21 protein-coding genes and 2 tRNA genes are annotated in these 22,208 nt (G+C 46.4%); 19 read left to right on the top strand and 4 right to left on the bottom strand.

Going from position 1 to position 22,208, the window contains the following annotated elements:
- Nucleotides 1-227 precede the first annotated feature (227 nt).
- Together IT291_02435 and IT291_02430 are read left to right on the top strand one after the other, a co-directional pair.
- Nucleotides 228-1,244 (top strand): flippase-like domain-containing protein, encoded by a 1,017-nt coding sequence (locus IT291_02435; GenBank protein MCC6220076.1) that lies wholly within the window; start codon nt 228-230, stop codon nt 1,242-1,244.
- Nucleotides 1,245-1,423: 179 nt separating this feature from the next.
- Nucleotides 1,424-2,674, top strand: a complete 1,251-nt coding sequence (locus tag IT291_02430; GenBank protein ID MCC6220075.1) for a flagellar hook protein FlgE — start codon at nt 1,424-1,426, stop codon at nt 2,672-2,674.
- On the opposite strand, the gene rsmA is transcribed toward IT291_02430, so the two are convergent.
- On the bottom strand, nt 2,662-3,537 hold the full coding sequence (gene rsmA, locus IT291_02425) for a ribosomal RNA small subunit methyltransferase A (GenBank protein ID MCC6220074.1): 876 nt from the start codon (nt 3,535-3,537) through the stop codon (nt 2,662-2,664). The two genes, IT291_02430 and rsmA, sit on opposite strands and share 13 nt — an antisense overlap.
- Nucleotides 3,538-3,661: 124 nt before the next feature.
- Here rsmA and coaBC point away from each other — a divergent pair, with 124 nt between their 5' ends.
- The 9 genes from coaBC (at nt 3,662) to secF (ending at nt 13,212) form a co-directional block, all read left to right on the top strand.
- Entirely contained in the window at nt 3,662-4,909 is a 1,248-nt protein-coding gene (gene coaBC, locus IT291_02420; protein MCC6220073.1) for a bifunctional phosphopantothenoylcysteine decarboxylase/phosphopantothenate--cysteine ligase CoaBC, read from the top strand.
- 137 nt (nt 4,910-5,046) lie between these two features.
- On the top strand, nt 5,047-5,655 hold the full coding sequence (locus IT291_02415; protein MCC6220072.1) for a uracil-DNA glycosylase: 609 nt from the start codon (nt 5,047-5,049) through the stop codon (nt 5,653-5,655).
- Nucleotides 5,656-5,690: 35 nt separating this feature from the next.
- Entirely contained in the window at nt 5,691-7,058 is a 1,368-nt protein-coding gene (locus IT291_02410; protein MCC6220071.1) for a nodulation protein NfeD, read from the top strand.
- A gap of 70 nt (nt 7,059-7,128) precedes the next feature.
- Nucleotides 7,129-7,869, top strand: coding sequence for a slipin family protein (locus IT291_02405; GenBank protein ID MCC6220070.1), 741 nt, complete (start codon nt 7,129-7,131; stop codon nt 7,867-7,869).
- A gap of 21 nt (nt 7,870-7,890) precedes the next feature.
- Nucleotides 7,891-9,006 carry a tRNA preQ1(34) S-adenosylmethionine ribosyltransferase-isomerase QueA gene (gene queA / locus IT291_02400; protein ID MCC6220069.1) on the top strand — a complete coding sequence of 372 codons (1,116 nt, stop codon included), beginning with the start codon at nt 7,891-7,893 and terminating at the stop codon, nt 9,004-9,006.
- 6 nt (nt 9,007-9,012) lie between these two features.
- Nucleotides 9,013-10,131: a tRNA guanosine(34) transglycosylase Tgt gene (tgt, locus tag IT291_02395; protein ID MCC6220068.1), complete on the top strand. Its 1,119-nt coding sequence runs from the start codon at nt 9,013-9,015 to the stop codon at nt 10,129-10,131.
- 96 nt (nt 10,132-10,227) lie between these two features.
- Nucleotides 10,228-10,695, top strand: a complete 468-nt coding sequence (gene yajC, locus IT291_02390; protein ID MCC6220067.1) for a preprotein translocase subunit YajC — start codon at nt 10,228-10,230, stop codon at nt 10,693-10,695.
- Between the two features lie 14 nt (nt 10,696-10,709).
- Nucleotides 10,710-12,263 (top strand): protein translocase subunit SecD, encoded by a 1,554-nt coding sequence (gene secD / locus IT291_02385; GenBank protein MCC6220066.1) that lies wholly within the window; start codon nt 10,710-10,712, stop codon nt 12,261-12,263.
- Nucleotide 12,264: 1 nt separating this feature from the next.
- Nucleotides 12,265-13,212, top strand: coding sequence for a protein translocase subunit SecF (secF, locus tag IT291_02380; protein ID MCC6220065.1), 948 nt, complete (start codon nt 12,265-12,267; stop codon nt 13,210-13,212).
- Here secF and IT291_02375 read toward each other — a convergent pair.
- Nucleotides 13,209-14,243 (bottom strand): J domain-containing protein, encoded by a 1,035-nt coding sequence (locus IT291_02375; protein ID MCC6220064.1) that lies wholly within the window; start codon nt 14,241-14,243, stop codon nt 13,209-13,211. The genes secF and IT291_02375 overlap by 4 nt on opposite strands.
- Nucleotides 14,244-14,459: 216 nt before the next feature.
- Here IT291_02375 and IT291_02370 point away from each other — a divergent pair.
- The 7 genes from IT291_02370 to IT291_02340 all read left to right on the top strand — a co-directional run bounded on the left by IT291_02370 (nt 14,460) and on the right by IT291_02340 (nt 18,493).
- Nucleotides 14,460-14,536 (top strand) — tRNA-Pro (locus tag IT291_02370).
- Nucleotides 14,537-14,780: 244 nt separating this feature from the next.
- The gene (locus IT291_02365; GenBank protein ID MCC6220063.1) at nt 14,781-15,578 is read left to right on the top strand and encodes a M23 family metallopeptidase; all 798 of its coding nucleotides are present in this window, start codon (nt 14,781-14,783) and stop codon (nt 15,576-15,578) included.
- A 145-nt stretch (nt 15,579-15,723) separates the two neighbouring features.
- Nucleotides 15,724-15,797 (top strand) — tRNA-Arg (locus IT291_02360).
- A gap of 133 nt (nt 15,798-15,930) precedes the next feature.
- On the top strand, nt 15,931-16,221 hold the full coding sequence (locus tag IT291_02355; protein ID MCC6220062.1) for an integration host factor subunit beta: 291 nt from the start codon (nt 15,931-15,933) through the stop codon (nt 16,219-16,221).
- 60 nt (nt 16,222-16,281) lie between these two features.
- On the top strand, nt 16,282-16,665 hold the full coding sequence (locus tag IT291_02350) for a hypothetical protein (GenBank protein MCC6220061.1): 384 nt from the start codon (nt 16,282-16,284) through the stop codon (nt 16,663-16,665).
- Between the two features lie 113 nt (nt 16,666-16,778).
- Complete coding sequence (locus tag IT291_02345) at nt 16,779-17,984, top strand: hypothetical protein (protein ID MCC6220060.1); 1,206 nt, start codon at nt 16,779-16,781, stop codon at nt 17,982-17,984.
- Nucleotides 17,985-18,004: 20 nt separating this feature from the next.
- Nucleotides 18,005-18,493, top strand: a complete 489-nt coding sequence (locus IT291_02340; protein MCC6220059.1) for a hypothetical protein — start codon at nt 18,005-18,007, stop codon at nt 18,491-18,493.
- A gap of 39 nt (nt 18,494-18,532) precedes the next feature.
- On the opposite strand, the gene argJ is transcribed toward IT291_02340, so the two are convergent.
- Nucleotides 18,533-19,819, bottom strand: a complete 1,287-nt coding sequence (argJ, locus tag IT291_02335; GenBank protein MCC6220058.1) for a bifunctional glutamate N-acetyltransferase/amino-acid acetyltransferase ArgJ — start codon at nt 19,817-19,819, stop codon at nt 18,533-18,535.
- Between the two features lie 75 nt (nt 19,820-19,894).
- On the bottom strand, nt 19,895-21,358 hold the full coding sequence (sthA, locus tag IT291_02330; protein ID MCC6220057.1) for a Si-specific NAD(P)(+) transhydrogenase: 1,464 nt from the start codon (nt 21,356-21,358) through the stop codon (nt 19,895-19,897).
- A 456-nt stretch (nt 21,359-21,814) separates the two neighbouring features.
- Between sthA and IT291_02325 the strand changes: the two genes are divergently transcribed.
- On the top strand, nt 21,815-22,208 hold a 394-nt coding region (locus IT291_02325), incomplete at its 3' end, for a hypothetical protein (GenBank protein ID MCC6220056.1).

Genomic DNA, 22,208 nt, shown 5'->3' with positions numbered 1-22,208 from the left:
TATGGCTATGCCGTTTCCAAAAAGTAAGTTAAATATTTTACTTTTTGGAAACGGTATTTGTTGTTTATTGGCAAGTGCTTACGCACTTGCTGTTTATACCATTTACAAAAATCCTTTTTGTAAATGGTATATGTTTTTCCATACACCAAGTCTTATGTTGCTGTAGTATATGCGCATTAATTGAATCGTAAATAACAAATGATAGTTCATTACTAGATGATATAGACATGAAAAGGACTACTAATCACAGTCGCGCTTTAATTATTAGCTATGGTGTCAGTGCTTGTATCTTTTTTTACTTGTGTTTCGATTTGGATTGGGAGCTGTTTTTAGTTGAAATAGGGAAGAGCAACTTCTACTATATCCCTCTTTTTTTTATCATGTCATTTGCCTTAGCTTGGATTAGGACGCTTCGTTGGAGCTTGTTATTGCCCAGGGAACTCGCGATCTCCATGAAGGAGCTTTTTTTTATAAACGCCATAGGCTCGATGTCGATTTTGCTGCTCCCATTGAGGGCTGGCGAATTTGTTCGTCCTTGGATGTTAAGCAGTGCGCGGAAGATAAAATTCCCCCAGGCTTTTGGGGGCATTGTAATAGAGCGCGTGTGCGATGTATTAGCACTTCTTGGCATGCTAGGCATTTCCATGATGAGCATTGAAAAAGCTCCAGCGCTAGTAGATGTCGGTGCGAAGGCTTTGGGAATGCTTGCTGGAGTGATTTTGTTGCTGATGTTTGTTGCCTACTTTAAAGCCAATTTTGCCCTAGGTATTATAGAGAAAATAATCTACTTGGTTGTTGGGAAAAGAAGTCCACAGCTTGCTGCCAAGCTTCACTCCTTTATTGAGGAGTTTTTTATTGGACTTAAGGCCATATCTAGCGGAGGAGAGCTGGCGCTTGTAGTTTTTTTCTCCCTGCTCCTATGGGTTTTTATTGCATGTTATTATCAGCTCGGACTTTTAGCTTTTGGAGCGGATGCTAGCTGGATAGTCGCTAACACTGTAAGCGTTATGATTGCCCTGGCGATTGCAGCGCCAAGTGCTCCGGGCTTTTTGGGAACTTTTCAATTTGGATGCATAGTGGCTCTTTCAGTGGTGCATGGCTATTCTCGGGAATTTGGGCTTAGCTACTCAATAGTTATGCACGCCTACCAGGTGGCAGCTATCATTGCCATAGGTCTTTATTGTCTGCACAAAAAGCACCTTCATCTGTCCGATATAGCCAGTGTCAAAGACCGGGCTCTCTAGGTACGCAAATTGCGATAGTAACTGTTAGGAGCCTGGAGCATTTGGTAAATCGCTTGGGATTTCAAGGGATTACTAATGAGTAGGGACTCTACAGAATAAAAGCAATCGGCAAATATTTGCCGAACTGAGGCAGAAAACGGCACGTTGCACGATAAGAATACTCTTAACGGATAAAGTATATGCGCTTGTTTACAGGTCTTATAATAGGCAGAGAATCGCTAATGACACATGGCTCGGCCTTGTCGACCGTTGCGGATAATCTTTCGAACGCCAATACTCCTGGTTTTAAGGCTCAGCGCTCGGAGTTTAGCGACCTGTTTGCCTCGTCGATAGGTGCTATGTTTAGCGATCCTCTTACCTCCGGCAGCGGTGTTTCGGTAGATGACATAAGTACTCTCTATACGCAAGGGTCAATTGAGCAAACGGATCGCGAGCTTGATATGGCCATTAGCGGACGAGGGTTTTTTGTAGTGAACGATGGCGCTAACGATTACTACACTCGCGCTGGTAACTTCCAAGTCGACGCCGATGGCAATCTTATTACCATCCAAGGCGATAGCGTCATGGGTTTTACCGAGGCGAGTCCTGATACTGCCGTGGCTTTGAATTTAGTTGACTTAAACTCAAGTGCTGCGCCTAGCACTGCAATCTCACTGTCAGGTAATCTAGATGCCGAGAGTGCAATGGTGACTGCGGCTGCAGATCCAGCTACATTTATCGAACTAAACGCTGCATCTACTTTTAACTCGTCGGTTGAAGTTGTCGATTCTCTGGGAGTTAGGCATGACGTAGCCTTGCATTTCTTTCACACAGAAGCTCTTGGATGGGAAGTGCAGGCTTATGTAGATGGTGAGGCAACTGGTGGAGTGGCCGGGACTCCTGCATTGTTAGGCACTAGCACGATAACTTTTGAGCCTAATGGCGTACAGGCCGAAGGGGCGGGGGCTAGCATTTCGCTGTCTCCTTCTTGGGCGAATCAGTCGGAAGCTACTACAGTCGCTATCGATCTAAGTGGTTTTACACAGTACGGATTCCCCTCGAGTCTTAACTCGGTCGTCAATGATGGAGTGGTTGCTGGTTCTCTGGTAGGCGTAAACGTCGATGCGGAAGGTGTTATCTCTGGAATTTTTGATAATGGCGAAAACGAAGTCGTTGGCACGTTGGCGCTTGCGATGTTTAACAGCGAAGATGGTTTAGTGCGCGTAGGAGACAATAAGTTTGGCGTGAGCGAGACATCCGGCATTGCCGAGGTAGCGGCTGCAAGAACAGACGGCCGCGGCAGTGTCGCTGGGCAATCCTTGGAGCAAGCAAATGTCGACACTGCAAACGAATTCATCGACATGATTCGCTACCAGAGAGGGTATCAGGCTGGCTCAAAAATTATTAGCACTATAGACACCTTGCTAGATAGAACTCTTCAGATTGCGTAAAACGAGTCCCTTTCGCTCGTAGAAAGAGTGGAAAGAGCGTTGCAGATTGCGGCAAATTCGTGGGGCTCAAGCGTTTCTGGTCTGCGGGTAGGGGAGACATTTGCTGTCGATAGAATCCCCAGCGCCTGAGTTTTTGATTCAACCTCATCTAGTAGAGTTAAACAGTTTAGCATCGTTTTTCGGCGAGTAGAAAAACAGGTTCTAACGACTCTTTCAAAGTGCAGCGGGTCTGTTATCGCTACGCTGGGACTATCGAGCATTGAAATCATTATTAGCTGTGAGTCTACCTTAGTGCTGGGATAAAACTGCTCGCCCTTAATTATCGGGCCTAAGCGCACGTTTGCGTGAAGTGCAAGCTGTATTGTTATCGAGCCGTAGCTTTTGCTTCCCGGCTGGGAGCTCAACCTGTTGGCAAACTCCTTTTGCATCAGCAATGAGACACGACTAATGGCAGCTCTATGCTTTAATATCCAAAAAATAATTTCCGTGGAGATAGAGTAGGGGATATTGCCAACTACTGTGCATTTTTGTTGCCGCGAATGACTCAAGCTAGAGAGATCCACTTTCGAGATGTCCTGGCAAAGTATCTCTTGGGGGTCTAAATATGGGAACTTGCCTAGCAATGCAGCATGTAGCTTCCTATCAACTTCGACTAGAGTTAAATTGGAAGTTTTCTTAGCCAGCTCGCCGGTCAGCATACCTAAACCAGGGCCAATCTCGAGAACCCATTCTGCCGGCTTAATATCGGCAAAATCGGCAATAGTAATCGCCCGCGCGGGATCCAATAAGAAGTTCTGCCCACGGCGCTTGCTAGGAGTAACTCCCAAGTGAGATAATTTGGCCTTAGTAAAACGCTGATTCATTAAATTATGGCGCACTATCTACAGAGGGCCAATAGAGATTTGTTGTCTAAGATACTAAAATAAGAGTATGCTTAAAGCCCTGTGTTACAGAGAAAACTTCTTATATACATGAGTAAATAGAAATATGCTAGCGAGTGCTAAAATAACTCTTTTGGTGGGCGGGTCAATAGCTGCTTATAAGAGCGCAGAGCTTGCGCGGAGGTTAATTCAATCTGGAGCGGAAGTTCAGGTAGCAATGAGCCAGGCAGCGTGCAAGTTCATCACGCCGATTACTTTTGAGACGCTTACTGGGTCACCAGTTTACACTGACATGTTTGATGTCCGCGGTGGTTCTAACATGGCACATATCGACTTAGCCAACGATGTAGATGCAATAGTAGTAGCTCCGGCAACGGCGGATTTAATCGCTCGTACGCGCGCTGGCATGGCCGATGATTTGTTGACTGCCATATTGCTCGCAACGAAAGCTCCACGCCTTTTTGTCCCAGCAATGAACGCCAATATGTGGGAGAGTGCTATAACCCAAGACAATGTGAGCGCGTTAAAAACATACGGAGTTCATTTTGTTGAGCCCGAATTCGGTGAGCTATCTTGCGGTTGGGTTGGAAAAGGTCGTTTGGCGGATCATGAAGTAATCTTACAGGAGGTGATGAGCCTTATAAGCGACAAAACATTAATGGGGAGCCATGTAATTGTTGCAGCCGGGCCCACTAGGGAGTGGATTGATCCAATTCGCTTTGTTACCAATAACTCTTCCGGCAAGATGGGGTATTCGATTGCTAAAGTCGCTAGATATCGAGGCGCTCATGTGTCGCTAGTATCTGGGCCAACGGGGCTTGTCCCGCCTACCGGCGTTGATTTTTACGAAGTTTCTACCGCAGAACAAATGCGCCAGCGCGTTATGAAGCTTGCAGAAAGCGGTCCACCCTTAGCAAGAGATAAGTCATCCAAACCAACTAAGTTTATATTTATGGTTGCGGCCGTTTGCGACCATAGGCCGGCAGATGTATCGGCGACGAAGGTGAAGTTTGACAAGAGCAAGGAGTATAGCCTTAAAATGATTCCCAATCCCGACATCCTTCGAGAGCTTGGGGAGAGGCGCGAAGAGTTGCAAAGGTCTTCCGATTGCAAGCTAAGACTCATAGGCTTTACGGCAGAGACGGGGGATGTGGAGGAGTTGCTGATGTGGGCCAAGGAGAAGATGGAAAAGAAAAGTGCAGACTTGATGGTGGCTAATGTAGCCCAAGATGCTTTTGGCAAGGATACCAACCGAGTCTGGATGTTGCATAGAACTGGGCGCGAAGAAGAAATTTCTACCGCCGATAAGGAGGACGTCGCGGATAGGATTATAAAGGCAGCTCTTAGGTGTTAATGTCTTGTTTGTCGATAGTGTGGCTATAGAAAATGAAGAGAGATGAGTTAGCGAACATTGCTCGCGAGGCCCGTGCTAATTTAGAGGAATATCCAGTCGAAGGTATTCCGGAGGAGTATTTTTCTGCTGTTAGTGCTATGGAACAAACTCAGTTGCGAGATGTAAAGGGCGATTCTGCAAGCGAGCTCCTGATGCTAGAGGAGGAGGCGAAGCGATGCCTTAGGTGTAGACTGCATGAGGCACGGCACAGCGTAGTGTTTGGTGAAGGCAATGCCGATGCGCCGTTAGTGGCGTTTGTTGGCGAGGGACCGGGTGCGGATGAAGATAGAATGGGTAGGCCATTTGTAGGGCGAGCTGGGAAGTTGCTAACGGCTGCTATAACTAGTGGCATGGGCTTAAGGCGAGAGGATGTTTATATAGCAAATGTGGTTAAATGTAGACCACCTAACAATAGAGCACCTCTTGAGGATGAGGCTAAGACCTGTGTGGAAAGCTATCTGTTTAAACAACTAGAGCTGATTAGTCCAAGAGTGATAGTGACGTTAGGTGCTCCAGCTCAACTTGCCTTAGGGGGTATCGCTGGAGGCATTAGTTCAATTCGTGGCAAGTGGCTTAATTGGAGGGGCGTGCCGTTAATGCCCACGTATCACCCAGCATATATTTTGCGTCAGCCATCGGCCAAACGGCCGTTTTGGGAGGACTTGCAGGAAGTGATGAGGTTTTTGGGCCTGTCTGTTACGGTATAGAGTTTTTTGGGATAAGTGGCAAAGGAGTAGTTTTGATGAAGCGTTTACCAATCATTATGCTTTTTCTAGCTGTGTTGCTAGGAATGCCGGCGAGTGCTGATACTGAGGCAGGAAGTTCGTTGCTAGGCCCCGTAGTGATGATCGATATGTTTGGTCCAATTACGCCGGCTACAAATGATTTTTTAAAAACGAGCATTGCAAGAGCTGAGAGTAAACGGGCAAAACTATTGCTCGTTCGCTTAAATACACCTGGAGGAATACTGACTTCTATGCAAACCATGGTGGAGCAGATATTGCAGTCTCCTGTTCCCGTCGCAGTTTACGTAGCACCGAGTGGTAGTGGGGCCATATCGGCTGGTGTTTTTATTACGCTTGCTGGGCACGTGGCAGCAATGGCTCCAGGAACTACCATAGGGGCGGCACACCCGGTTACTGGCGAGGGCCAGGATGTTAAGGGCGATCTGCGGGCAAAAGTGGAGAACTTTGCGGTTTCTCTCATCACTGCCATATCAGAGCAGCGCGGGCGCAATGTCGAATGGGCTAAGAAAGCTGTAATGGAAAGTATCGCGATAACAGACCGAGAGGCATTGGAGCTTAAGGTAATAGACTATATTGCTTCGGATACGGAGAAGCTACTTGAGATGCTGGAGGGCAAGTCTGTAACTGTAAAGGGTGTAGAAGTTACGCTTAAAGGTTTGAAGAATTCGCCTACTGAAACATTTGTAATGACTTTCAAGCAGAAAGTTGTGAATGTTCTTGCAGACCCGAATATTATGATTCTGCTAGGTTTGGGAGCTATGCTGGGGATAGGCATCGAGCTATATAACCCAGGGCTCATACTACCCGGGGTAGTTGGAGTAATTTGTTTGGTTCTTTCCCTCACGTCGGCGCAAGTTCTGCCAATTAACTACGGCGGAGTGGCACTTTTGCTATTATCGCTTATTTTTTTTATAGTCGAAGCCATGGCCCCTTCCTTTGGCATATGGGGGATAGCGGGAATGATTTGCTTAGTTTTGGGGTCAATTTATTTAGTAGACATGGATTTAGTTTGGGCGGTTGAGGGTTTTACAGTTGATAAAACACTTGTGGGAAGCGTGGGCTTTGGGGTTGGTCTAATACTTTCCCTCACGGCCATTCTAGCGCTTAGGGCACATGCGAGGAAAGTTTCTACGGGGAGCGAAGGCATAGTTGGAGAGATTGGCAAAGCCATTACCGACTTTGTTCCTCAGATGTCAAACCGTTCCGTCTTAATGGGCAAGATTCAAGTGATGGGGGAAATTTGGAATGCCGTCCTGAAAGAGCCTCTTACTACTGAGCCCTCGGAAAAGGGTGTGAGGGTAGGGGATAGCTTAAGAGTTAAATCGTTTGGGCAGGCGATGACTCTAGAGGTTGAGAAGGTTTAAGTAAAGTAACTAAGTGGATTTTAATGAATGAGCTAGGCTAATAGGAACAAGAAAAGGAGACTAGTAAGAGATGAATCCGATATTAATTTTTATACTGGCCGTCGCTGCATATGCTGCAGCGAATATTTTTAGGATTTTAAGCGAGTACGAGCGGGCTGTAGTATTTCGCCTAGGTCGTCTTGTAAATTCTAGGGGGCCAGGCTTAATAATTTTAATTCCTTTTCTCGAGCGCATGAAGCGAATTGACATGCGAACTAATACATTGGATGTGCCTCCGCAAGATGTCATTACGCGGGATAACGTTTCTGTCAAAGTTAACGCAGTGGTGTATTTTAGGGTGATGGATCCGAACAAAGCCGTTACTGAGGTGGTGGACTATTTCTATGCCACCAGTCAATTAGCACAGACGACGCTTAGAAGCGTTTGCGGCGAGGCTGAGTTGGATCACTTGTTGGGCGGTCGGGAGACCCTTAATCTTCGCCTGCAGGAGCTGTTAGATACTGCTACGGATCCTTGGGGCATAAAGGTATCTATGGTGGAACTTAAACACATAGACTTGCCGCCCGAAATGCAGCGAGCTATGGCAAAGCAGGCAGAAGCAGAACGCGAAAGGCGTGCAAAAATTATCAATGCCGAGGGCGAGTTCCAAGCGTCGGAGAAGTTGAGAGCCGCTGCTGACGTTATCGCGGGACAGCCACAGGCTTTACAGCTTCGCTATTTGCAGACTCTGCGCGAAATTGCAACTGAAAATAATTCGACGACTATTTTTCCATTTCCCATTGAATTGTTCAAAGTATTTGCAAAAGATTAGGGCAGACGGTGGCAGTGCGACGTGAGCGGGAGAGGTAGTTTTAATTATGATTTGCCAGTTAGTCGCATCGCTGATTGGCCTAAAGGGGTTAGTTCTGGACGTTCCAAGTCTAAGCTGCTTTGGGCCAAAATTCCTGGGCGAGGAGAGGATTTAAGTCTTAGCGATTGCCTATTCGAAGACTTGCCGCGGTTGCTTCGCGCGGGTGATATTTTGGTGTTAAATGACACCAAAGTACTGCCCTACCGTTTTTTTGCTAAAATCGAAGGCCGCAACACTGACATAGAGGTTTTGCTGCAACCTAGGCACGATGTCAATTCTCAAGAATGGGAAGCATTGCTTCGTCCTATGCGCAAAGTTAAGCCGGGCGATAGGCTCGTTTTGGCTAAGGGGCTCGTAGGTATTGTGGGAAATCGCACGGATGATGGCAGAAGGGCGATGCTTGAAATTCGGAGCGATATCAGTGAGGGGAAGGCGATTGAGGAGCTATTGATGCAGAATGGCAACATGCCAATTCCCCCCTATATTAGAAAGGGTAGAGCGGAGCGGGAGGACAGAGAGTGCTATCAGACGGTATATGCAAAGCACTACGGGTCTGTTGCAGCGCCAACTGCTGGCTTGCACTTTACAGAAAAGCTCTTTTCGGAACTTGAGAGCGCCGGCATAGGGCACTCCTGTTTAACGCTGCACGTTGGGCCCGCTAGCTTTATGGCAGTTGACGAACAAGTGCTTTCTACTAGAGCTACGTTGCCAGAGTATTATCGCATACCGGCTAGCACGATGCAGCGCATAATCGAAGCTAAGAATGGCGGAGGTCGCGTCGTCGCCGTAGGCACTACTTCGGTCAAAGCTCTCGAGACGGAGTTTAGCATCGCAGGCGGGGATATAGAAAATTCTCTTTTGCGCGAGGATAGCTTTAAATCGACAAGCCTGTTTATCTCTTTTGGATATGAATTTAAAATCGTCGATGCGATTGTGACAAATTTTCATCAGCCTTCGTCTACGCATCTTCATTTGATAAGTGCATTTGCTGGCGAGGATAATGTGGAGCAAATTTACCGTCATGCGCTTTGTTCCGACTATAGGTTTTTAAGTTACGGGGATGCGGTGTTTTTGGATAAGGCGCAAGGAGGCGAGTAGGTGGGACTGCCGGTTGGTTCATTTTTAGTTCATGCAACTGAGGGCGAGGCCCGTGTTGGCGAGCTAATCACGGCACACGGAAGTTTCCAAACTCCAGCTTTTATGCCCGTCTGCACTCAGGCCGCTGCTAAAGGTTTAGCTCCTTCGCGGCTTAGGGAAGTTGGCGTGGAGATTCTTCTATGTAACGCATATCACCTACATGTTCGACCGGGCGAGGAGCTGATAAGGGATTTGGGAGGCATCCACAAGTTCATGGCATGGGATGGCCCAATTTTGACCGATAGTGGAGGCTATCAAGTTTTTAGCCTTTCAAAGCTTAGAAAAGTCAGCGAAGCGGGTGTGGTATTTAATTCACATGTGGACGGTGCTCCAATAGAGTTTACACCGGAAAAAGTGCTAAAAATCCAGGAGGATCTTGGAGTGGATATTATGATGGTCCTCGACGAATGCCCGCCGTTTCCCTCGGAAAAAGATGCTTTGTTGGCGTCTCTTCAGCGGACACTGCGTTGGGCAAGGCGCTGCAAAGAGGCTAAATCTAAGCAAAGCGCACTTCTATTTGGAATAGTGCAGGGAGGAATTTACGAAGATCTCAGGCAGCAATCTATTGATGAGCTAATAAATATCGGATTTGATGGTTACGCCATTGGAGGAGTAAGTGTTGGCGAATCTAGCGAGTTAATTGAGCGCGCTACTCGTTTTTCCGCTCCGAGATTGCCTAGAGATAAGGTGCGTTATCTCATGGGTGTTGGAACTCCGGCTGATATTGTCATGGCCGTTTCTTGTGGTGTAGACATGTTTGACTGCGTGATGCCGACTCGTAGTGCCAGATTTGGAAGGGTTTTTGTGGGAAGTGGCCACATTAACATAAGAAATAGCGCCTTTCGCAGAGACCCTAGGCCGTTAAGTGATAAGTGTGAATGTTATACGTGCAGGAATTTTTCGAGAGCTTATCTTGCCCACTTAGTTCATTCGGAGGAAGTGCTGGCCGTTGAATTGTTAACTACACACAATGTTTACTTCTATCAGTGCTTGATGCAAGACATTCGTCGTGCTATTCGTGCTGGTGATTTTCATTCCTTTTCGAATGATTTTTTAATGGGCGTGTCGTGTGAACAGGCTCATTAAGGCAGGCGCCGTTATGCCATTTACAAAAAGGATTTTTGTCAATGGTATAAACAGCAAGCGCGTAGCGATGCTTTGCAAAACTCCAGAATAGACAGAATGATGAGAAAATTTTTTTTAATAAATGTTGTAGCGCTGTTTTGTCTGCTACCGGCGTGTGCTGCTCCGGGCGAAACGGGCCGAGCGGGCAGTGCCGGTATCGCGGCTGGACAGGGAGTGCAGGTTCAGCAGATATCGAATTTTGATTTCGTATTTAATACAGTAGCATTTGTCCTCATGGGGGTGTGGGGCTATTACTTTTTGGTATTTCGTCCCATGACAAACAAGGAAAATGCGCAGAAAAAATTTCTCGCCTCACTAAAAAAGGGCGACGAGGTTATTACTTCTGGTGGTTTGTTGGGGCGAATTGTATCGGTAGCTGATGAGTTCGCACATTTGGAAATCGCGCCAAATGTTCGCGTAAAAGTTCAGCTTCAAAGTCTTAAGCCCCGAAATGTTCAAGTATCTAATGTAGATACTAACGGAGCCAAAGTTTCAAAGGTAAGTCAAAATAGTTCAAATAAATAGGACGATTATCCCCGGTGACTAGTAATCAGAAGAAACGGACTTGGTTTACAATTGCACTCGTGCTGATTTCCTTTTTGGTTCTTGCACCTACGGCGTTAAAAGACGTTTTGCCGCAGGCGTGGCCTTCTAAACCGATTAAGCTCGGTTTAGATTTAAAAGGAGGGGTTTATTTGGTGATGGGTGTAGAAACGGCGGAAGCAGTTAAGAGTCGCTTAACGTCTATAGCAAATACTGCGAAGCCAGACCTTCGCAAGGAAAAGGTAAGCATTATTAGGGCTCGTCAGGTAGGGGAGCGGGATGTATCTTTGGTGCTGCTAAATGAGGAAGGCGTAGCTGCGGCAAATGCGTACATGCGCGACAACTATCCATATCTCAAGCTCGTCGGCGAAGATAAGGAGGGTAGGCGAACGACTTTAACTTACCGCATGGATGAGGAGGAAGCAAAGGAAGTTAAGCGAACATCGGTTGATCAGGCTATTGAAACGATACGCAATCGAGTGGATCAATTTGGCGTGGCTGAACCGCTGATTCAACGTTCGGGACTAGACAGAATAGTAGTGCAGCTTCCGGATGTCACTGATATTGATAGGGTGAAAAAAACCATAGGCTCAGTTGCGAAACTGGAGTTTCGCCTAGTGTCTGAGGCTGCTTTAGGTGACGCATCTCCAGTAAGTGGCTCAAAGCAGTTTCCGCAACGAGAGGGAGGCAGTGTGCTTCTCGAGGAAGATGTCTTGATGACGGGAGACGCAATTGACAAGGCGTTTGTGGACATTAGCACATCGGCTAATGAAGCTCTTGTGTCGTTGCAGTTTAGTGCTGTTGGCGCAAAAAACTTTGAGAATATTACTCGGCAAAATGTAGGGCGTCGTTTAGCGATTGTGCTCGATGGCATTGTGCAGTCAGGGCCTGTCATACGAGAGGCTATTGCTGGAGGGCGCGCGCAAATTTCCGGTGGTTTCGCCGCTGATGAGGCCCACTTGTTAGCCATTGTGCTAAGAGCTGGCGCACTTCCTGCGCCTCTAAAATTCCTGGAAGAGCGCACGGTTGGTGCTAGTTTAGGTGCAGATTCAATTCGCAGCGGCTTAATTGCAGTCGGCACTGGTTCGCTGCTAGTTATGGTTTTTATCGGTTTTTACTACAAGAGATCCGGAGTTATTGCAGTTGCTTCATTAGTTTTGAATCTTCTGTTTCTCCTCGCGTTGCTTGCTATTTTTGGAGCAACGTTAACGTTACCTGGCATTGCTGGATTGGCTCTCACGGTGGGTATGGCCGTGGATGGAAACGTCATCATTTTTGAACGCATCCGCGATGAATTGCGCAAAGGTGCTACCGGTAGGGCTGCCATTGAGGCGGGATTTCTCAATGCCCATTCCACTATCGTAGATGCAAACCTTACTACGCTATTAGTTGGCATTATACTCTATGCGCTTGGGACAGGGCCGATTAAGGGATTTGCTGTGACTCTTTGTGCCGGAATTATTACTAGCGTCTTCTGTACGCTACATACTACAAAAGTTGGCATGGAAGTTTTTAAGTTGCAAGATAGTCGCGGAAATTTGAGCATTTGAAATGGAACTAGCGGAAACTAAATTTAATATTCCTTTTATGCGGTACCGGCATTTTTTTGTCGGATTGTCGTTAGTCGTAATAATTGCTTCGGTCATGGCGTGGTTTGCTGCTGGGAAGGATAAGTATGGCGTCGATTTTTTGGGCGGCGCAGAGATCGTGGTGCGATTTGACTCGCCTGTCGCAATTTCGTCGGTGCGAGAAGTTTTGCAAAATGCTGGTATTTCTGGGGCGGTTGTTCAGGAATTTGAAAGGGGAAAGAACGAGTTTTCGGTGCGGACGAGGGCTGAACAGGGAGAGGATGCTGTTAAACAGATTCGCTTAGCGCTCGAGCAGGTTGGGGGAGGTAAAATTACTGTGTTGCAGCAGGACTATATTGGCCCAACGGTTGGTTCGGAAATTCGCAGGTCTGCCTTAATTGCGCTTTGTATCGCGTTAGTGGGGATATTGATTTACGTATCCTATAGGTTTGAGTTTAACTTTGCCGTAGCTGGCATTCTTGCTTTGGCGCACGATGTAATCATCAGTGCGGGAGTTCTCGTCATGTTTGGTTATGAGGTAAATAGTGGAGTTGTCGCTGCCTTGTTAACTATTATTGGATATTCAATAAATGACACCATAGTAATCTTTGACCGCATTCGCGAAAATTTGTACAAGGCCTTAAAAACTGGCACTGTGGCAAAGAAAAGCAAGAATCTAAAAGATTTGCCTGCAATAATAGATCTTAGCGTAAACCAAACGCTAAGTCGCACGCTACTAATGAGCTTAACGGTTTTTTTTGTAGTCGTGACTTTGTGGCTGTTTGGCGGTGGCGCGGTGGTGGAGCTTTCGTTTACTTTGCTCGTTGGTGTCGTCGTCGGAACTTATTCTACTATATTTGTAGCCTCTCCAATTGTCGTTACGCTTGAAAACATCTCGGCAAAACGTGCGGCTGTGGTGCAATCTAGCTAGAGCAGATTAGTAGGGACGTCCTTTCTTACAGGACTGTTGTAGCAGTTTTCGACTTGTCTTAGCTGCTCCTTTAGTTCGGCACTTAAATTATCTGGCACTATTACCTCGGTATGGATAAGCAAGTCACCGGTGTGTCCGGTTGAGAGATTCTTTAGTCCGCGCCCCTTAAGTCTCAGTCGGCTGTTCTCTTCACTTTTTGGTGGGACGTTTATTTTTACTGGGCCGTTAAGTGTTGGCACGACGATTTCAGCGCCAAAGATGGCTTCGGGGATTGTAGTGGGAATTCTAATTACGATATTGTCGCCCTCGCGTTTTACGAAGCGGTGGGGTGTTACGTGAACTTTGATCCTAAGAGGGTCATGTCGTGGCACCTCAACTCTAAGAATCGCGCCATCCTCTACTCCTGATGGCACTTTAACTCTAACTATTCGAGCTTCGCCATTTTCCTTGAGTGCCACTTCCCGGCTGGTTCCGCGAATGGATTCGAGTGCGTCCACAGTAAAGTTGTAAATCCGAGGCCCTTTTAGGGCCTCTTGCGCTTCGCCTTTAGAGAATATTCCAGATTTTCTGGTTTCCCTTTCGGCTTCAGGCTTGGTTGCTTGGCCTTTTTTTGAGGAGCTTCTTGAGGGCGAAGGCTTCCCGAGTTGTTCTTTGATTTTAGAGAAAAATGAGTTCGAGGCTCCGTTATCGCTCATGGACGAGGCGGATGATTGGCTACCGTTGGAGGCATGACTCCTGCCGTCTGGCTGTTGGTAGAATGCCTGGCGGAATTCGTCCTCCTCAGTCTCGCCCATGTAAATTTCTTCGCCGTGATTTCGCGAACTAATTTTTTCATCGTATTTTTTTCTTAACTCTTCATCGCTCAGAACGCGATAAGCCTCGGTGATTCGTTGGAAATGCCTTTGGGATTCCAAAGGAGAACCACTGTCTGGATGGTACTTGCGCGCAAGAGATCTATAGGCTTGCTTAATTTCAGCAGTCGTTGCGTTTCCCGACACGAGTAATATATCGTAGTAATTTTTAATGGCCATTCGGCAATATTGCGAAGCAAAGTTTAACTATCTATACGTAGTTTGGATTAACTGCGCGGCTTTATGGGCGCTAAAAAGTTCGTTCAATGGTCAAAAAAGGTGTAAGGGCTATGTGTTTTTGAAATAGAGGCAGAATTTGCATTTTCCCATAAAAAGCGCATGAAGTTCGTCAAGCTTGCGAGTCGAGCCAACTTCCGCTATAGAGTTAAGCTTCGTCGGGGTGTGGCGCAGCCTGGTAGCGCACTCGTCTGGGGGGCGAGTGGTCGGAGGTTCAAATCCTCTCACCCCGACCATTTTTGACTGTTTATCTGCACGAAAATAATTATCAACTATCTTTAGTATCTATTCGATTAAGTAAGTAGGACCTGTTAATGTGAGTATATTTATATCGGTCGATAATGGCGGCCTGGATATTTTTATATTTCTTGACCAAATAATTTGTTATATAAGTAATCGTTGAATCTTTTATTTTGGGTTCTATCATCTGCAAATGACAGCAGGGTATGCTTGTTTTAAGTAAAGGAGTTAATATTGCAATTGACGTGCAAGCATTTCATAATAACCTGCTTTTGTTGCCTCTTAACTTTTTGTTCTGCTTGTAGTTTAGCGTCTTATAATCGCTTTTATTCGTTTGGGAAGCGGCCAGTTTATCATCGCGTTAGCTCGGGCGAGACTCTATACCAAATCTCTCAGCGCTATGGCGTCTCGGTTAGAGATTTGGCGCTTAGAAATGGAGTGAGAGATCCACGTGAGCTCATGGTGGGGCAACGGCTGTTGGTGGCATATTCTTATGGAGGCTCGAGAGTTTCAGAGCGCCATAGGCGCGGTATTTTTGGCTACGATAGTGGTAATGAGAAGTTTACAATCGGCAATGGAAGGCTCAGCTGGCCTGTGCCTGGTGGTAGATTAGTGTCGAGATTCGGGCGTCGCTGGACTTCTTATCACGATGGAATTGATATTGCGGCTAATGGGGGGACACCGGTTTACGCCGCTCATACGGCAAGAGTGGTGTATAGTGGTAACGGATTAAGCGGGTATGGCAATCTTCTCATCCTGAGAGATTCAACTGGTTTGTTGACGGTTTATGCACATAATAGAAGGCTGCTGGTTGATAAGGGGAAGCTAGTTCGGCGTGGGCAAGTTATTGCGGAAGTTGGCAGTACGGGGAGGGCTAGTGGTCCTCACCTTCACTTTGAGGTGCGTGCTCGGAGCAGCAGTTCGGCGAATTACGTTTCTGTAGATCCACTTGTCTATTTTGGCAATTCAAAAGTGAAATCTCCGGAATACCGACGCAATAATAGCCTGAATCCCATATTAGCTAAGGCATCGTGGTAATCGACATCTGCTGTAAGAAACTAGCTATGTTGATGTTTTTTTTTGCACTTGTAGACGCTTAGGTAGAATCTATATTAAAGAGAGGCTAAGATTGATGGCTGTGCAAAAACGATAGTTTATGTGATTGTGGTAGTCAAATTGTTTAGCCCTCGTAGCTCAGTTGGATAGAGCACAGGTTTCCTAAACCTGGGGTCATAGGTTCGAGCCCTATCGGGGGCAATTTTTTGAAACTGCGATTGGATTCCGTTTGGTGGAGCTGTAATTTTCCGATACGTAGTTTGAGTTAAGTAGAGAGTTTGCTGTTCAGTGTTTGGTGATGGCGCGAGACCAGAGATTATATAGAGAGTAGGCGATGAATAAATCTGAACTAATCGAGAAGCTTGCACAGCGCAACGACATTTCTTTGCAAGAGGCTGAGGATATTGTTGGATTAATTCTTAGAGAGATGCAAGAAGCGTTACGAGCGGGAAAACGCATAGAGATTCGTGGCTTCGGTAGCTTTGTGGTGAAGGATTATGGTAGCTATTGGGGACGCAATCCTAAGACCGGCGAAAAAATTTGGGTCACTCCTAAACGCCTGCCGGCGTTTAAGCTTGGGAAGGAATTAAAAGATAGATTAAAGGAAAACGGCCTTAGCGTTTGACGCTATTGAGCAGCGTTTCCGCTAAGTAGTTTTTAAACGCAGGAATTTCGAGGGAAGAGCATGTCAATTGAGTATTTGGAGGATTTGGCTCACGACGTTAGTAGAGGGATCGATGTTTATGCTTGCCCCGGGCAGGGTCAGGGGCAGTGGATGATTTCTCGAGAGCTAGATACTTTGAGAAAAATTGCACAGCGCTCAGCTAACACGCGCAAGATAAACACTAACATCTATCGTCTAGTGAGCTGCACTGAAGCCGGCGCAGTGGACTCCTATTTAATCTGCAAGAAAATGATGGAGCCCGGCGTTAGGGGAGAGCCAAATTTGCAGTGGGTGGTGGTAGATACTCGAGATGCTGCGGAGCTATTGCGAGACGTAAGCCAAGGGCCGTCTCCATATTTTGGCGTCGTAATAGTTGAACTGTTTAAGCCCGAAAAAGTCGAATAAAATAGTATTGGATGCTTTGGGGCTCTTGCCTTCTTAAAAAGAATTTAGCTTATAGCATTTCGTTGGTGTATAATTAGGCTTACATAAGCACACACAACAGGAGCTAAGTTTCTATGTTTTTATTGGGGCTAGTTTTTTTTATCCCAAAGTCGCCAGCCATAATTTATAGATATTTAATCGTTCTATGTCTTTTGTTGTTTCTCTGTTTTGGCTGCGATGAAGCTTCTGTTTGGGGGCCAGATGAGACTAAAGATGGCAGGCAGGAGTCTTTTGTTTTTGATTCTTTAAATAGGGCTACTAAGGGCGCATCGGTGGGCGAGAAAACCTCGTCGGGAGATTCTGCTGCTAATCTAGTTGCTGCGGTTCCGTTTGCGCTTTCTGCTTCAGTGCCGCCAGAGCAAGATGCTGATAATATTTGTTCTCGTCTATTGCCTGGATCTCCAAGGGGATTAAGTTGTTTGCACTGCACTCAGCCGGAGGCAAGGAATCAGGCAAGGGTATTGGTCAATACGTTATTGCAGTCCTGTGTAAAGAATGTAGCGATAAGTTTCTTAGTAGATGGAACTTTTGGATTTGACGAAGGTTTTTTAAAAGAACAGATCGATACTCTTAGCGCGAGTGGGCGTAAGTTGTTTATCTCGTTTTATTTGCTAAATGGGGCGACGCAGCGACAGTGGAAAGGTACGTCCATAAATGCTGTTGGCACGAAGACTCCTCCCGAAGAATTTCGCAAGCGCCTGTTTTCGGACACAAAACTGCAAAGCGATATTCAGCAATTAGTACTTAGACTTCTTCCAGTAATTCGCCATGCCAAGCACGCACATTCTGACGTCACGCTAATACTAGCGTTGGAAGATAACTTAACAGATAAGGCATTTGCGAAACTGAGCGAAATTGTTTCAGCCGTAGTTCCTACGACTCTAATGCTTCGCTTTGGCCGTAATGCTTGCGTTGGATGTTATCCGGGGAACCAGGGTGGCATAGAAGATGGCTATGTGGAGGAGGTTCATACCCTTTCTGCCGCAATGGCAAAGAGCGTAGCGGACGGGATTGTGAGCAACGACGGTTTGTATTATTCCTGGGATGAGGAGTCGGCAGCCGACTCGGCTGGTGGCACTTTGCCAACATTGCAGGATTTAGGCGCAGTGCGAGATGCTGCACAGAGTAAAAACAATGCGTTTTTGCTTTGGACTGGAGAGTTCCAGGGACGTTTTATTGTCGAGGAGCGAATTCCAATTCATCCCAGTAGGCGCAATTATGTCATGCCGGCGCCACGACAGATTAGTAGGATAATGGAGTTCTTGCGAGCTGGGAGATAGAAGCGCGAGAGGTGTAAGCTATGGGATTTTTGCCATTTACGAAGTTGTTTATAAGCTTTATTGCTCTAACAGTTATTTCAGTTTTTCTAAAATGGTCGGTAGATGTCTGTTTGCCAGATTATGATCACGGGCACATATTTCCGAAGGCGATTAGTCTCCCACAAGCGGTTTGTAGTCCCGTTATGAAGTGGGATCTTTGGGCGCGAGATATATTTAGGGCTCCAGAAATTGCCAGCAATTGGTATGTCAGGAATTCTAGTGTGCTGAAGAGCCCGGCCGAGAGGAATGAGGAGGCTGTTATTGATATAGCAAAGAATGTTCTAGGAGTTACGCTTTTGCTGGAAAAAATACCCAAGGATGGCGAAAGTATTCTAAAATTCCTTGCGGTGCTTGTTGGGCTAACCATTCTTTCAGCAATGATTTGGCGGCTGGTCGAAATATTAATTACCTACCCGCGGCAACTGCAGGAAGTACTTACTAGCGCCGAAAGGCAGCGAAGGCGGCTATAAAACTGAGAAGCACTAGCAGATTTCCCAGAAACGTTTTTGTCAGGTCGTATATTCGGCATTAATTTTTACGTAGTCGTAACTTAAATCACAACCCCAAGCTGTGTGTTCACCATCTCCCTCGCCTAAACAGACGTGTATGTCGATAAATTTGCTGTCCTTGATACTTGAAGACAGTCTGCCTAAATCAGCTGCGAGCTGTCGGCCACTATGGAAAAGGACTTCATCGTTTATTGCAATGGTTATGGCCGTGGGATCGATCGCTGTCTCTATGCCGGAAATGGGTTTACCGATAGCCATGACAATGCGTCCCCAGTTGGGATCCGCGCCAAAGATGGCAGTCTTAATGAGTGGAGAGTTGACGATGAATTTCGCAACTGCTCTCGCGTGAGCGTTGTTTAAAGCACTACTCACTCGAGCTTGAATTAATTTGGTGGCGCCCTCTGCCCGATACACTATCTTGTGCGATAAATTTAGGGCTAGGGTTAATAATGCCAACTTAAAATCGCTTAAAGTAGCTGAATCGGCAGGAATTTCTCCGGTAGAAAAGATGAGCACCGTATCGCTCGTGCTGGTATCTGTGTCAATGCTAATGCTGTTAAAACTTAGGTCTGCTACTTCTTGTAAAATTTCCTTCAGTTGTCGGGGCGATATGGCTATATTGGTAAAAAAATACGCAAGCATGGTTGCCATATTGGGTTCAATCATCCCGGCACCTTTCGCAAAGCCGCAAAGCAGCAATTCCCCAAGGCGAACTGAGGCTACCTTGGCACAGGTATCGGTTGTTAGAATTGCCTCGGCGATTTCTGGGATTAAGCCAGTTTTTAAGTTATTTTCCAAACTGCTCAATGCCAACTGCACTTTCGCCAGGGGCAATGTTCGGCCAATGACACCAGTGCAAGAAATTAAAACATCGCAAAATTTTATATCTGTCTCAGAGGCTACTTTCTCAATCACTGCTCGAGTGTCGGAGTCCGCAGTAGGTGTATAAAGATTCGCATTCTTGCTGATGACTACAAGTGCCTGCGCCTTGCCATCCGCGACGTGTTCTCGATCGATTACAACAGAAGGGCTGGCACAGCGGTTCCTCGTAAAGACGCCAGCTACGCAGGCAGGCTTGTGTAGTTTAATTACTCCGATGTCGAAGATATTTTCGTGCTTTATGCCGGCCTTAAGCGCGGCGCTGGAAATGCCAGATGGTTGATGCCTTAAGCTATCCTCCACCGTTACCACCGCGCCGGTAGCCTGTGTTCGAAAGGAATAAGCGATCTTTAAAGCGTCGGCAGTCTGTTCATGACTAATGTTGATTTGTTTTAAAAGAGATTCCATCCTAATCCATTTAGACCATTGCTGGAGTGCTGGCAACAGGTATGCGATTCTTGTAAAGCGTTTACTGAAAAGGCTCTAGTTTATAGTGGATGTCAATGCCTCTAGATCGCCGTTTATTAGCGGAATTTCGTCTGGAATATCTTGAGTGCTAATTATTTTGTTCATTCCATCGAGAGCTGCTGTCTTATATGCTTGGCTTAATGTGGGGTAGTTAAAGACCGCCTGACAAAGGTAATCGATAGTCCCTTGCAAAGACATGACAGTTTGGCCAATGTGGATAAGCTCCGTGGCGTTTTCGCCAATTATGTGAACGCCGAGAATTTGAAGAGTATTCCTGTGAAAGAGAATTTTTAGAACGCCACCGTTGTCGCCAATTATCTTTCCTCGGTCGACTTCTGAAAAGCGGGAGACTCCAAATTCGTAAGGGATCTTTTCGGCGCTTAACTGCGTCGTCGTTTTTCCTACCATTGCTATCTCTGGGATGGCAAATATGCCCGAGGGAATTGGAAGGCTGTCCCCACGATCTGTAAGTCCAAAAGCATGGCAAGCCGCTCGTCGTCCCTGTTCCATCGAAGTTGAGGCTAGTGCTGGGGCACCAATGATGTCTCCTACTGCGTAGATGTTCTCGACGGATGTTTGAAAGTGTTCGTTTACTTCAATATTGCCGCGTGCATTGCGCTTAATGTTTAGCTTCTCTAGGCCCAGTGCTTCGGTATTGGGAACGCGTCCGGCAGAAATTAAAACGATGTCGCTAACTACGCGTTTACCGCTTTCCAGGTAAGTCACGGTTCTTCCGTCTGGTGTTCTTAGGCATCTAGTTACTTTGTCACAGGTAATGATAGAGGCTTTTTGCTCTCGAAGCCTATACACTAGAGAGTCGATTAGCTCTTCTTCCACAAAGCTAAGAAGCCTGCTTTGGGCCTCTAAAATGGTCACCTTCACGCCGAGTGCCGCAAACATCGAGCCGTATTCACAGCCGATTACTCCGCCGCCAACTATGGTCATAGAGCGCGGAAGTTTGCTGATGTGTAGAAGTGTGTCGCTATCGAGGATTACTTCGTCGTCGTAATCAAAACCGTCGGGGCGGCGTGGTCGACTGCCAGTTGCGATTACGATTGTATGAGTGCTTAGGGAACGAGCCGTCTCTTCGCATGTAACGGTGACGTGGTGTTGAGCGCTAATTGAACCTATTCCTCTAATGATTTCAACCTTATTGCGCGATAGTTGTGAGCGGATATTTTGCTCAATATCCCTTTGGATATTAAAACAGCGATCGATTAGATCCTGCATTCCGATATTGTCCTTAACGCAATACGATTTTCCATAGTGAGCGCGCTCGCGATACCCGGAGAGGTGCAATATAGCCTCTCGAAACGATTTACTGGGTATGGTTCCATCGTAGAGACATATTCCGCCTATGTGGGGGTTTAGATCTACTAAGGCAACGCGCTTATTGAGTTTAACGGCTTGAATTGCCGCCTTTTGACCGCTGGGGCCGCTGCCGATAACAACTAAATCATAGTCGAATTTGCTGCTCATGGTAAGTAATATCGGTAGCTATGAATAAATTCTTCTTATGTAAATTAGAAACAAGTCTCTATTTAGATGGATCCGGGTTAGGTATGCATTTTTTTGCGAGTACAATGGCCATTTTTACACATAAAGACTTATTTTGCTCAGTCGCGCCCAATTTTGAGCGGCCTTATGAGCTCAAGCGGCTAATAGCGCGGTTTAGAGCCAATCCTAGCAAACCCTATTAATGCTCTAGGGATTTTAAACACTTGCGTTGCTCCTTTCAGCTGCTAGCGGGCAGATTCGGTCAATTTTGCTAAAGAGTTACGCTCGGTAGCCCGAAGCAGTATTAGTGGCCCTTTTTTTGCTTAAGTAACTCTGTTGGGCATTTCTCTGGGAGTAGGGCCTATCAGAGCCCGGTCTCCCCGAAGTATTTTGTTGAGTCGGTATAGCTTAAAGATAGCTTAGAGGCGTTTTTACTCGATGAAGTTTTCACACAATGGCGAAATAGCGCGCTGTTATAGGCAACTTAAGTCTCAAGGTGGAGTATCATTGCTCGAGATGCTATTTGGCATTAGCTTGTTTCTAATTGCCGTTAGCATCGGCATACCCAGTCTTGAGACTTGGCAGAGTTCTTTTCACAGGAATAATGCTCGGAATGAGCTGGAGTTTGTTTTAAATCGTGCTAGGGCGGAGGCCATCGCACAAGGTGCCAGGGTTATTGTTTCTTCGACGAATGCTGGAGAGACAATTTCAGTGGGCGTTGACCAAATACCTTACGACAATAGCGCCGTAGCGGACTATCCTCTGTTCAATTCGCCTTTGTCATTTCACATGACTATTAGCTTTTCCGGCGACATCATATTTAACTCTCGTG

It is taken from the genome of Deltaproteobacteria bacterium, from assembly GCA_020845775.1.
Classification (GTDB): domain Bacteria; phylum Bdellovibrionota_C; class UBA2361; order SZUA-149; family JADLFC01; genus JADLFC01.
The sequence above is the reverse complement of the archived record's forward strand: the minus strand, read 5'-3'. Positions and strand labels throughout refer to the sequence as shown.